The following is a 12056-nucleotide window of genomic DNA, read 5'->3' on the forward strand; positions in this document are numbered from 1 at the left end:
ATTCGCCTTTCAAGCCGCTGACGCGCCCCGAGAGGGGTCGCGTCCTGTCTCAGGCCATTCTAGTGGCTCTGAGGGCCGATTCGCGGCGTTGCACAGGCATTTCTGCCCGCAGGGGACCACCCAGGCGCAAACGCTCTCAGCGAAGGCGCCGAGGAGCGGGCTCCCGCGACGCTCTCAGAGCGCGGTGAAGGCGAGCTCGGCGCCGTCGCCGGTCGACAGCTCGACCACCCAGGCGCCGGCCCCGCGTGCGTCGTCGGGGATGGCGAACAGCACGTTGCCTGTCGCGGTCTCGCCCGGCGCCAGCTCCGCGATCTCGTCGAGGTCGGCCGGGACCACCTGCCGCTCCGGGCTGAACGTGCGGCCGTCCTCGGCGCGGTAGGTCACGGACACGACCGCCCGCGGCACCACCGCGTCCCCGTCCCCGTTGCTCACGGTCACGGGCACCATCACGTAGCTCGTGCCGGCCGGCGCGGCCGAGTTGAACATGTTCTCCTGCGCGACCGCGTCGTCCGCCGCCCAGTCGGCCTGCCCCACCTCCACGGCGACGCCCGGCGCACCGCCGGCGAGGCTCAGCATCGCGGCGCCGATCCCGGTCGCGATCTGCCGGCGTCGGCGTCCGCCGTCGGGGGACGATGCGGTGGCCGGCTCGTTCCACGAGAGTCCGGCGACAAGGGTGTGCAGCTCGCTCATGGCGCTCTCCTCTCGACGCGTCGGTGCGCTGGTGAGACAACGATCGGGCACTGGGAGCGTTCCCGACGGCGATCGTGCACGATCTGTCGATCTGAGCTGACGAGCTGTCGCAACGCGACGGAGCCGTGACACCCTGAGGGATGTCACGGCTCCGTTGAGTGGACTCGCGCGCGGTCGGCTCGACTAGAGCCCCGTCACCAGGTAGACGGCGTCCGAACCGAAGAACGTCTCGACCGTCACAATCTCCGGCACCACGCCGGCGGGAAGCCCGACTGTGGTGTACCAGTTCATAGTCGTGCCGGCGGTCGCCTCGAGGTCCACGGTGGAGCGAAAGTCCGCACCGAGGAAGTCCGTGTCGGCGAAATCGTAGGTGTCGTCCACCGCTGCACCATCAGCCATCAGTCCGATCATGGGGAACGTCGCCCAGTTCGAGGTGGGGCCGTCCGAGATCGCGGTCGGGGTGGCCGTTCCGCTGATCACGGCGACCTTCTGGCCGTCGTCACCGGTGATCGCGTCGACGATGTCGATGCTGTCGAACGTGATCTCCCAGGAGTCCTCACCCTGCGCGACAGTCCACACGGTCGCGTCACCGAGCACGCCAGGGTTGTCCCAAGTGCCCACCGCGTCTGCAGCGGGCTCCTCGTCCACGTTCGACGTCGCCTCATCACCAGACGCGTCGTCCGTCTCACTGTCGACCACCCCGATGGTGCTCTGGTCGTCGAGCTCGTCCAGAGCATCATCAACGGCTGCGACGGTCGCAGCGTTCACGACGATCGCGATCACGATCGAAAGCGCCGAGAGGCTCGTGCCAACGATCGCCATGACCTTGCCAGCAGCCTTTCCCTTCACCGCCTGCACTATCGCGATGACGCCCAGGACCACGCCAACGAGCGCGATGACGATCGAGCCGATGTTCAGGATCGGGATCCATGCGCCGACGATGGCGACGATGCCGAGCACAAGCGCGGCAACCGCCAGCCCCTTCTTGGGCGGCAAGGTGGCTCCAGGTGCGGCGGGCGCGGGCGCGGTAGGTACGGGTGTCTGCTCTGACATGGTCTGCTCCTCAGCTGCCGCGCCCTCAGGAGCGACGTTTGTTCGTGTGATGCGCACGGAGGTAGGCGTGCGACAACGAACGGCGCGGATGCAGGCCCCCCATGCATTCCCCGTTGGCCCCGACACTTGGTCGCGATGCCTCAGGAGTCTTCTCGAGCCTATCGACGTCAGGTGGATAGAGGCGCCTCCGCCAACGTGCGATTCGTCACATCACCCCTGTTATATGGTCGTTATTGGCGAATCGTCACCCGTAGGTGTCGCGGGGTCCGCGCCCCTTCACCGACCGCGGGCCCTTGGTCCACGACCGCGCGGTCGGACCCAGCACCCGCAGCTCCGTCACGATCTCGCGGCCGAACTCCTCATTGATGCGGTGGCGGATCTGCCCGTTCATCAGCTGGAGCTGGGTCGCCCACGCCGTGGAGCTCGCCTTCACGGTGAGCACGCCGTCGTCGAAGCCGAGCGGCTCGCAGTGATCGGCGATGCGGTCGCCGATCACCTCGCGCCACCGGGCCGTCACGGAGGTCACCTCGATCTGCTCCGTCCAGCCCATGCGTCGCAGCAGGGACTCGACCGCGCCGCTCATCGGCTGGGGATCGCGGCCCGAGCCGTAGGGCTCCGTCGCCTCGCGCTTGGCGTGCTTGTCGCGTCGGGCCCGTCCCGCGCCCCGACGGGTCGCACCGCGCGCCCGGGCGGAGGCTCGGGCCCGCTCCATGGCGTCGCGCGCGAGCGTGGACGGGTCGGACGATGCGTCGGGTGCCTCGGGCGGATCGGCGTCGGGCTGGTCGTCGGTCATGCGTCGGCCCCGTCGAGGTGAGCGGGCTCCTCGCCCACGTGTCCCTTGGTCACCGGGATCACCGCGCCGGCGAGCGCCGCCGGCACGTCGTCGGCGACGGCCGCCGTGATGAGCACCTGGCTCGCCCGCTCGAGACGGGACGCGAGCGCGGAGCGCCGCGTCGAGTCGAGCTCGGCGAACACGTCGTCGAGGATCAGCACGGGCTCGCCGTCGTCCTCGGAGTCGGGACCCGTCTCCGACGTGAGCAGGTCGTACGTGCCGATGCGCAGGGCGAGCGCGCACGACCACGACTCGCCGTGGCTCGCATAGCCCTTCGCGGGCATCTCGCCCAGGCGGATCTCCAGGTCGTCGCGATGGGGACCCGCCAGGTTCACGCCGCGCTCGAGCTCCTTGGGACGCAGCTCTCTCAGCTGGTCGAGCAGCGCGCCGGCGAGCGCCGCGGAGTCGGGCTCGAGATCCGTGCCCAGGGACGTCGCGTAGGAGATGCGGCAGTCACCGCCGTCAGGGGCCACGTCGAGGTAAGCCGCCCACACGTGCGGCGCGAGCGCGGCGACCGCCCGGAGGCGCGCGGCGACGATCCGACCTCCGAGGTCGGCGAGCTTCTCGTCCCAGATGTCGAGCATGGTGAGATCGCCGCGCGCGTTCCTCGAGGTCTTCAGCATCGACCCGCGCTGACGCAGCACCCGGTCGTAGTCGGCGAGGTCGCCCGCAAGCGTGGGCTGCATTGCGACGCAGAGCTCGTCCATGAACTGGCGTCGGCCTCCGGGATCGCCCTTGACCAGGGAGAGATCCTCGGGAGCGAACAGCACGGTCCTCAGGATGCCGATGAGCTCGCGTGGCCTGACCTGCGCGCGTCCCAGCCGGGCCTGGTTCGCCCTGCCGCCCACGAGCGTGACCTCGAGCGCGAGGGAGCGCCCCGACTTCTCGACCTTGGCGCGCACCACCGCGCGCTCGGCGCCGAACCGGATCAGGGGTGCGTCCGACGCGACCCGGTGCGAGCCGAGCACCGACAGGTACCGGAGCGCCTCCACCAGGTTGGTCTTGCCCTGGCCGTTGCGACCGACGAACGTGGTGACGCCCGCGCCCAGCTCGACCTCGGCCTCGGCGTAGGAGCGGAAGTCGGCGAGCTGGAGGTGGGTGACGCGCACTACGAGGCGATACGGATGGGCACCAGCAGGTAGCGGAACTCGGCCGCCACGTCGCCGCCCGGCTCCGAGAGCCCGACGAACTCGACCGGCTTGGTCTCCTGCGTGAAGCCCAGCTGCACGTACTCGCTGCCGAGAGCGCTCAGCCCGTCGAGCAGGTACTGCGGGTTGAAGGCGACGGTGATGGGGTCGCCGTCGAGGGTGGCGGTGAGCGCCTCCGACGCCTGGGCGTCGTCGCTCTGACCCGCGTCCAGCGTCACCTCGCCCTCGGCGAAGGCGAGGCGGACCGACGAGTTGCGCTCGGCCACCAGGGCGACGCGACGCGTCGCCTCGATGAGCTCGGAGGTCTTGACCACGGCCTTGATGGGGCTCGAGTCCGGGAACAGGCGCCGCACCGCGGGGTAGTCGCCGTCCATCAGCAGGGAGGTGGTGACCAGGCCGCCGGCCTCGAACCCGATGAGGTCCATGCCCTGGCCGGAGCTCAGCGCGACGGTCACGTCGCCGGCGCCGAGCGCCTTCGCGGTGTCGGCCAGGGTCTTCGCACGGACGAGCGCGACGGTGCTGATGTCGGACTTCGACGGCTTCCACTCGAGCTCGCGGAGGGCGAGACGGTAGCGGTCGGTCGCGAGCAGCGAGATGTGCGAGCCCTCGATCTCGACGCGGACGCCCGTGAGGATCGGCAGCGTCTCATCGCGCGACGCCGCCGCGGTCACCTGGGCGACGGCCTGCTGGAGCGCGGTGCCGTCGATGGTGCCGGAGTGCTCGGGGAGCTCGGGGAGCGTGGGGTACTGGTCCACCGGCATGGTCGCGAGCGTGAAGCGCGAGGCGCCGCAGGTCACGGACACCTTGGTGCCCTCGAGCGACAGCTCGACCGGCTTGTGCGGAAGCGCGTTGGAGATCTCGCGCAGGAGGCGCCCCGAGACGAGCACCTCGCCGGCCGTCTCGACGGACGCGGGGAACTCTCCGCGGGCGGAGACCTCGTAGTCGAAGCTCGCAAGCCGCACCAGCCCGTCCTCCGTCGCGGTGATGTGCACGCCGGCCAGCACGGGGACGGGCGGGCGCGCCGGAACGGCGCGCGAGATCCACGCGACGGCGTCAGCCAGGACGTCGCGCTCGACGGAAAACTTCATGGGTCTCTCCTCGGGTCTGAGCACAGACTATGCCACGCCTCCGACGCTGAGTGGAGGCGGGCCGGGCCGGCCGGGAGCGGCGCAGATGAAGGTCCATGGGGAAAACAGGTAGAGAGAAGATGAGTAGTCGTTGTAGGCATCGTGGAATCTGTGGAATTCCATCGTCTGCGCTGGAAATGACAAGAATCGGGATGTGCGCGACCTGCGGATGAGACCGGTGGATGGACCCGGGTGGCCGGTGGAGGCGCGGATCACGACCACAGGATTCCTGTCATTCTTCACAACGCCTCCCAAGGGCGCTCAGCACGTCATCCACGGGCGTCCACAGACTTATCCACAATTGTGAGAAGCACGACTCAGTCGGAATCCGACACCGGGACGCCGGGGGAGCACCCGTTCCGGGCGCTCGAGGGGGCTGTCAGGCCCGCGACTGCTTGATGCGCGCGTGGATCTCGTTGACCTGGTTGTACATCTGGCGCCGCTGCGCGATCTGGTCCTCGACCTTCTTGACCGCATACATGACGGTGGTGTGGTCCTTGCCGCCGAAGTGCTCGCCGATCTTGGGCAGCGACAGGTCGGTCAGCTGCCGGCACAGGTACATGGCGATCTGTCGCGCCGTGACGTAGACGCGCGAGCGCGACGTCCCCGTCAGCTCCTCCAGCGTGATCCCGAAGTACTCGGCGGTCTTGCCGATGATCATCGACGCGGTGATCTCCGAGTCGTCGTCGGAGATGAGGTCCTTGAGGACCACCTGGGCCAGGCTGAGGTCGACCGGCTGCCGGTTCAGCGCGGCGAACGCCGTGACCCGGATGAGCGCGCCCTCGAGCTCGCGGATGTTGCTGGTGATGTTGGACGCGATGTACTCCAGGACGTCCGACGGCGCCTGCACCGCGTCCGCGGCCGCCTTCTTCCTCAGGATCGCGATGCGGGTCTCGAGGTCGGGCGGCTGGACGTCCGTCATGAGGCCCCACTCGAACCGGGTGCGCATGCGCTCCTCGATGCCGTCCAGGTTGCGGGGGCTGACGTCGGACGTGATGACGACGTGCTTGCCGGCGTTGTGCAGCGCGTTGAACGTGTGGAAGAACTCCTCGAGCGTCTGCTCCTTGCCCTGCAGGAACTGGATGTCGTCGATCAGCAGCACGTCGACCTCGCGGTACTGGCGCTTGAAGCTGAGCGAGCGGTCGTCACGGATCGAGTTGATGAAGTCGTTGGTGAACTCCTCCGAGTTCACGTACCTCACTCGGGTCTGGGGCTTGAGGTGCCTCGTGTAGTGGCCGATCGCGTGGAGCAGATGGGTCTTGCCCAGGCCCGAGCCGCCGTAGATGAACAGCGGGTTGTAGGTCTTGCCCGGCGACTCGGCCACGGCGAGCGCGGCCGCGTGGGCGAAGCGGTTGGACGAGCCGATGACGAAGGTGTCGAACGTGTAGCGCGGGTTGAGGTGCGGGTCCTCGATGACGGTCGAGGGCACGGGCTCCGGCCGTCGCATCTGGGGCGGCGGCGCATCGTCCGTCTCGGGAGAGGACGATGCGGATGGACGCACGGAGGCGTCGACGGTGACCGCGATCCGGATGTCCCGGCCGATGACCTCGCTCAGCGCCTCCGTCACGGGTCCGCGGAGCGTGGTCTCGACGTAGTTCTTGGTGTAGTCCTCCGCGACGGCCAGGAAGACGTTGTCCTCCACCACCGCGAGGGGCTTGACCAGGCGCAGGAAGCTCATCCCCTGCTGGCCGACCGTACGGTCCTCGGCGACGGCGTCGACCGCGCGCCTCCAGATCCCGTCGATCGACTCCGACGCAGGCTCCACCGCCACTCGCCTTCACCCCCAGGCAGACTCTCCACAGACTTCTTCACAACCGGTGCATGGCTCGTCATGTGCTCGTTACCCGACTATGGGCGTGTCGTTCACATGATGCCGACCCGTGATGGTGGAGCCTATCCTGTTCGGGTAGGACGCCCAAGGTCAGACCTGTGATTTGACCACCTGGGTTCCAGCGCGTAACGTTAGTGCGCTGATTTGACCATCCCCTGAAACGTCGTGGAGTTACCCGTGAGCAAGCGGACTTTCCAGCCGAACAACCGCAAGCGTGCCAAGACGCACGGCTTCCGTCTGCGTATGCGGACCCGTGCCGGCCGCTCGATCCTGGCTGCCCGCCGCCGCAAGGGCCGCGGCGCCCTGTCGGCCTAAGGCTTGCTGCCCGCCCGATCCCGGTTGCGCGCATCCGCGGACTTCCAGTCCGCCATGCGCCGCGGGACGCGGGCAGGCCGCCGCACCCTCGTGGTGCACATCGCGCTGACCGGCGATGCGGAACGCATGGCCGGTTTCGCTGTATCTAAGGCCGTAGGAGGTGCCGTGGTTCGCAACCGTGTGAAGCGGCGCCTTCGCGCGCTCATGGCGGACCGCATCGACCACCTGCCTGCGGGCTCCCGCGTCGTGGTGCGGGCCCTGCCGGACGCCGCGGACGCCGAGTTCTCGACGCTGGCGCGCGAGCTCGACGATGCGCTGGGCTCCGCGGTGCGCAAGGCGTCGCGATGAACGTGGCGCAGCGTGCGATCAGCGGCCTCATCCGCGTCTACCAGCTGACCGTCTCGCCGCTCACGGGCCCGACGTGCAAGTTCCACCCCACCTGCTCGCACTACGGCATGGAGGCCGTACGCGTGCACGGTGCCGTCCTCGGCTCGCTGATGGCGGGCTGGCGTGTGCTGCGCTGCAACCCCTGGAGCCACGGTGGCGTCGACGATGTCCCGGCTCGCGGCGAGCGCCTATTTCGCCTCACGAGGAATAATGCCGCGATGGCGGCCGACCAGACCTCCGCTCACCCGATTTAAGGATCCGCGTCTTCATGATCGACACCATCCTGTACCCGCTCGAGTGGGTCGTCGCCAACGTCATGGTGATCTGGCACAAGTTCTTCTCGCTGGTGGGTCTCGACCCGGATGCGGGCATCACCTGGGCCCTCGCCATCGTCGGCCTCGTGGTCACCATCCGCGCGGCTCTGATCCCGCTGTTCGTCAAGCAGATCAAGGCGTCCCGCGCGATGCAGATGATCGCGCCCGACCTGCGCAAGATCCAGGACAAGTACAAGGGCAAGAAGGATCAGGCGTCTCGCGAGGCCATGAGCCGCGAGACCATGGAGCTCTACTCCAAGCACAAGACGAACCCCTTCTCGTCGTGCCTCCCGATGCTGGTCCAGGCGCCGATCTTCTTCGCCCTCTTCCGCGTGCTCAACGGGCTCGAGGGGTCCGGCAGCATCAGCGCGGCGTCGGGTGAGATCGGCCTGCTGGACGATGCGCTCCGGGAGTCGGCTCAGCAGGCGACGCTGTTCGGTGCGTCGCTGTCCGACACGTTCTTCCGCTCCGAGGGCGCCTCGGCGAAGATCCTCTCCGTGGTGCTGATCGTCGCCATGGTGGCGACCACCTTCACCACGCAGCGTCAGCTGACGATGAAGAACATGCCGGCGAGCGCGCTCGAGGGCCCGATGGCCCAGCAGCAGAAGATCCTCATGTACGCGCTGCCGTTCATCTTCGTCATCACCGGACCCAACTTCCCGATCGGTGTCCTCATCTACTGGACCACCACGAACCTCTGGACCATGGGCCAGCAGTTCTACGTCATCCGGAACAACCCGACGCCGGGCTCCGAGGCCGCCAAGCAGCTCGAGGCCCGCAAGGAGGCGAAGCGCCGGAAGAAGGCGATCGGACGCGGCGAGGACCCGGATGTCGTGGTCATCGACCAGGACGCCCTGCCGGAGATCGAGGAGAAGAAGTCGGGGCAGCGTCAGCAGCCCAAGCGCAAGAATCGGGGTGGCAGCAAGCCCACCGTGGTGGAGCACGGCGCCACCCCCGCGGACGATCCCGACGACTCTGAGGACAAGGACAAGTCATGAGCGACAACATCAAGAAGCTCGAGGCCGAGGGCGACGTCGCCGCGGACTTCCTCGAGGAGCTGCTGGATATCCTGGACATGGACGGCGACATCGACATCTCGGTCGAGGCGGGTCGCGCGAAGGTCGCGGTCGTGTCGGAAGGGCCGAGCCAGGACCTGAAGAGGCTCGTGGGTCCCGAGGGCGAGGTGCTCGAGGCGCTCCAGGACCTCACGCGTCTGGCGGTGCAGGCCGACACCGGCGAGGTCAGCCGTCTCATGCTCGACATCGCGGACTTCCGCGCGGGTCGCCGTGAGCGTCTCGCAGAGCTCGCTCGCGAGGCGATCGCTCAGGTGCGCGAGAGCGGCGACCGCGTGGCCCTGTCGCCGATGAACGCCTTCGAGCGCAAGGTCGTGCACGACGTGGTCCTCGAGGCCGGGCTCCAGTCGGAGTCGGAGGGTGAGGACCCGCAGCGTCACGTCGTCGTGCTCCCCGCCTGACGTTTCACGTGAAACAGCGATGACCGAGCAGCAGGCGACCCTCGCCGATGACCCGCTCCACGGGTCATCGGCGGTGCGCGAGTTCCTCGGTGACACCTATCCCCGGGTGCTCGCCTTCGCCGAGCTGCTCGCGGAGCAGGGTCCGGAGAAGGGGCTCATCGGACCCCGGGAGCCGGCGCGGCTCTGGGAACGGCACATCCTCAACTCCGCCGCGGTGATGCCCTTCCTGCCCGATGGGGTGGTCGCCGACGTGGGTTCCGGTGCGGGCTTGCCGGGCATGGTCCTGGCTGCGATGGACCCCTCGCGGGACTACGTCCTCATCGAACCCATGGAACGTCGGGTGCAGTGGTTGTTCGAGTCCTCGCGGCACTGCGGGATCGACAACGTGCGCATCCTGCGGGGCAGGGCGGAGGAGGTCGCGGAGTCGGTCGAGGCCGACGCCATCACCGCGCGTGCGGTGGCGGCCGTCGACAAGCTGGTGAAGTGGTGCAGCCCGCTGCTGTCGCCCACGGGTTCGATGGTGCTCCTCAAGGGTCGCAGCGCCCAGGACGAGATCGACCGTGCGAAGTACACGCTGCGCAAGCATCGGCTCGTGGGGGAGGTCCACGAGGCGGGAACCATCGAGGGCGTGGAGCCGACCACCGTCGTGACCCTCACACGCGTCTGAGCTTCTCCCCAACGCTCTCCACAGCGCTCCGTGCGTGAAATCGCGCCGGAGGTCGACGTTGTCCACAGGAGCGCGGTGTCCGGATGGCCCACGCCGATGCGGGCTGAGGTAGAGTCGTGGACCTGCGTGGGCGCCTCCGGACGCGGTGGCGCGCGGGCCGTTTCACGTGAAACAACGCGATGCCCCCGAGGGCGCGCGTTCGACTGGGAAGGGACGTGAGTGGAACTCCACGAACAAGATTCGAGTCAGGGGCAGACACCGCTCGATGCACCCGGATACGGTGTTTCACGTGAAACAGGAGACGCTTTCGCCAACCTCGAGCTCGAGGGCAGCCCGCTGGCCGCGCAGATGATCGCGACGGAGCGCCAGCGCCAGGAGCTGGAGGCGAGCCCCTTCCCCCGTCCCCGTCAGACCCGGGTCTTCGCCGTGTCCAACCAGAAGGGCGGCGTGGGCAAGACCACCACGTCCGTCAACGTCGCCGCCGCCCTGGCGAAGCGCGGCGCGAACGTGCTCGTCATCGACACCGACCCCCAGGGCAATGCGTCGACCGCGCTCGGGGTCGAGCACCGTTCGGGCACGCCGTCGATCTATGACGTGCTGCTCGACGAGGTGCCGCTGCACTCCGTCGCGCAGAAGTGTCCTGACCTCGACTCACTGTGGTGCGTCCCCGCCACCATCGACCTGGCCGGCGCGGACATCGAGCTCGTCTCGGTGGTCCGACGTGAGTTCCGTCTCCATGACGCCCTCAGGGAGCTGCTCGATGGCCCCGGCAAGGGCCTCGACTACATCTTCATCGACTGCCCGCCCAGCCTCGGTCTCCTGACGCTGAACGCCATGGTGGTCGCCACCGAGGTGCTCATCCCGATCCAGTGCGAGTACTACGCGCTGGAGGGGCTGACGCAGCTCATGAAGACCGTCGAGATGGTCAAGAAGCACCTCAATCCGGTTCTGGACGTGTCGACGATCGTGCTGACCATGTACGACGGCCGCACGAACCTGGCTCGCGAGGTCGCCGACGAGGTCCGGAGCCACTTCCCGACGCAGACCCTGGAGCAGACCGTGCCCCGATCCGTGAGGGTCTCGGAGGCACCCGGGTTCGGTCAGACCGTCATCACCCACGATCCCCACTCGTCAGGCGCCGTCGCCTACATGGCGATCGCACGAGACATCGCGGTGCGCGGCGCCGCGGGAGCGGAGAGCACCCAGTGAGCAAGCCCAAGCGCGGCCTCGGACGTGGCCTCGGTGCCCTGATCCCCACAGAGCCGAGCGAGGGTGCCGCCGAGCGTCCTCACGACATGTTCTTCTCCGACACCACCACGCAGGCGCTGCCCACCATCACGGAGATCAGCGAGGACGGCGAGCTGGTCCCCGTTCCTGGCGCCCGCTTCGCGCACATCGATCCGCACGCGGTGGTGCCGAACCCCCGCCAGCCGCGCACGGTGTTCGACGAGGACGCCCTGGCCGAGCTGGTCGGATCGATCAAGGAGATCGGCGTCCTCCAGCCGATCGTGGTCCGACCGAACCCCGCGGGGGAGGGCTACGAGCTCATCATGGGCGAGCGTCGCCTGCGCGCGTCCAAGGAGGCCGGCCTCGCCGAGATCCCCGCGATCGTGCGCGACACGGAAGACACGGACCTGCTGCGCGACGCGCTGGTCGAGAATCTCCACCGCAGCCAGCTCAACCCGCTCGAGGAGGCCGCCGCCTACCAGCAGCTGCTCGACGACTTCGGGATCACCCACGAGGAGCTGGCGACCCGGATCTCCCGCTCGCGCCCCCAGATCTCGAACACGCTCCGTCTTCTCCGCCTTCCGGCACCCGTCCAGCGTCGCGTCGCGGCGGGGGTCCTCAGCGCCGGCCACGCGCGTGCGCTGCTCGGTCTGGATTCGCCGGAGGCCATGGAGCATCTCGCCACCAGGATCGTCGCCGAGGGCCTGTCGGTGCGCGCGACGGAGGAGGCGGTCGCGCTCGGCGTGGACGCCCCGAAGCAGCGTCGGGCGGCGGTCCGCCAGGGGGGCAGGACGGAGGCGCTCGACCAGCTCGGGACCCGCCTGGGCGACCGCTTCGACACACGGGTCAAGGTGCGGCTCGGGCGCTCGAAGGGATCGCTGACCATCGAGTTCGGCTCGGTCGAGGACCTCAACCGCATCGTGTCGATGATCGATCCCGCCGACCCGGGCGTCCTCAAGGGCTAGCGGGCAGCGACCTTAACCATCATCTA

General features: G+C 68.6%; 14 protein-coding genes. 8 read left to right on the forward strand and 6 right to left on the reverse strand.

Annotated features, from left to right (window positions below; genetic code table 11):
- Window positions 1–174: 174 nt before the first annotated feature.
- The 6 genes from QQX10_RS05965 to dnaA form a co-directional block, all read right to left on the reverse strand.
- Entirely contained in the window at window positions 175–690 is a 516-nt protein-coding gene (locus QQX10_RS05965) for a DUF4352 domain-containing protein (protein ID WP_301119047.1), read from the reverse strand.
- 183 nt (window positions 691–873) lie between these two features.
- The gene (locus tag QQX10_RS05970; protein WP_301119048.1) at window positions 874–1743 is read right to left on the reverse strand and encodes a DUF4190 domain-containing protein; all 870 of its coding nucleotides are present in this window, start codon (window positions 1741–1743) and stop codon (window positions 874–876) included.
- 244 nt (window positions 1744–1987) lie between these two features.
- Window positions 1988–2536, reverse strand: a complete 549-nt coding sequence (locus QQX10_RS05975; RefSeq protein WP_301119049.1) for a DciA family protein — start codon at window positions 2534–2536, stop codon at window positions 1988–1990.
- Window positions 2533–3684 carry a DNA replication/repair protein RecF gene (gene recF, locus QQX10_RS05980; protein ID WP_301119050.1) on the reverse strand — a complete coding sequence of 384 codons (1152 nt, stop codon included), beginning with the start codon at window positions 3682–3684 and terminating at the stop codon, window positions 2533–2535. Before recF ends, QQX10_RS05975 begins: the two co-directional genes overlap by 4 nt.
- On the reverse strand, window positions 3684–4811 hold the full coding sequence (gene dnaN, locus QQX10_RS05985; protein ID WP_301119051.1) for a DNA polymerase III subunit beta: 1128 nt from the start codon (window positions 4809–4811) through the stop codon (window positions 3684–3686). Before dnaN ends, recF begins: the two co-directional genes overlap by 1 nt.
- Before the next feature lie 418 nt (window positions 4812–5229).
- Window positions 5230–6615, reverse strand: coding sequence for a chromosomal replication initiator protein DnaA (gene dnaA, locus QQX10_RS05990; RefSeq protein ID WP_436968572.1), 1386 nt, complete (start codon window positions 6613–6615; stop codon window positions 5230–5232).
- 243 nt (window positions 6616–6858) lie between these two features.
- Between dnaA and rpmH the strand changes: the two genes are divergently transcribed.
- The 8 genes from rpmH to QQX10_RS06030 all read left to right on the forward strand — a co-directional run bounded on the left by rpmH (window position 6859) and on the right by QQX10_RS06030 (window position 12030).
- Window positions 6859–6996 carry a 50S ribosomal protein L34 gene (rpmH, locus tag QQX10_RS05995; protein WP_301119052.1) on the forward strand — a complete coding sequence of 46 codons (138 nt, stop codon included), beginning with the start codon at window positions 6859–6861 and terminating at the stop codon, window positions 6994–6996.
- A gap of 3 nt (window positions 6997–6999) precedes the next feature.
- The gene (gene rnpA, locus QQX10_RS06000) at window positions 7000–7344 is read left to right on the forward strand and encodes a ribonuclease P protein component (protein ID WP_301119053.1); all 345 of its coding nucleotides are present in this window, start codon (window positions 7000–7002) and stop codon (window positions 7342–7344) included.
- Window positions 7341–7637 (forward strand): membrane protein insertion efficiency factor YidD, encoded by a 297-nt coding sequence (gene yidD / locus QQX10_RS06005; RefSeq protein ID WP_301119054.1) that lies wholly within the window; start codon window positions 7341–7343, stop codon window positions 7635–7637. The genes rnpA and yidD overlap by 4 nt, the downstream gene beginning before the upstream one ends.
- A 14-nt stretch (window positions 7638–7651) precedes the next feature.
- Window positions 7652–8695 carry a membrane protein insertase YidC gene (gene yidC / locus QQX10_RS06010; RefSeq protein ID WP_301119055.1) on the forward strand — a complete coding sequence of 348 codons (1044 nt, stop codon included), beginning with the start codon at window positions 7652–7654 and terminating at the stop codon, window positions 8693–8695.
- Window positions 8692–9171: a Jag family protein gene (locus QQX10_RS06015; RefSeq protein ID WP_301119056.1), complete on the forward strand. Its 480-nt coding sequence runs from the start codon at window positions 8692–8694 to the stop codon at window positions 9169–9171. Before yidC ends, QQX10_RS06015 begins: the two co-directional genes overlap by 4 nt.
- A 19-nt stretch (window positions 9172–9190) precedes the next feature.
- Entirely contained in the window at window positions 9191–9838 is a 648-nt protein-coding gene (gene rsmG, locus QQX10_RS06020) for a 16S rRNA (guanine(527)-N(7))-methyltransferase RsmG (RefSeq protein ID WP_301119057.1), read from the forward strand.
- A 348-nt stretch (window positions 9839–10186) separates the two neighbouring features.
- Window positions 10187–11047 carry a ParA family protein gene (locus tag QQX10_RS06025; RefSeq protein WP_301119058.1) on the forward strand — a complete coding sequence of 287 codons (861 nt, stop codon included), beginning with the start codon at window positions 10187–10189 and terminating at the stop codon, window positions 11045–11047.
- Window positions 11044–12030 carry a ParB/RepB/Spo0J family partition protein gene (locus QQX10_RS06030; RefSeq protein WP_301119059.1) on the forward strand — a complete coding sequence of 329 codons (987 nt, stop codon included), beginning with the start codon at window positions 11044–11046 and terminating at the stop codon, window positions 12028–12030. The genes QQX10_RS06025 and QQX10_RS06030 overlap by 4 nt, the downstream gene beginning before the upstream one ends.
- Window positions 12031–12056: the final 26 nt, after the last annotated feature.

It is taken from the genome of Demequina lignilytica (assembly GCF_030418305.1).
Taxonomy (GTDB): Bacteria; Actinomycetota; Actinomycetes; order Actinomycetales; family Demequinaceae; genus Demequina; species Demequina lignilytica.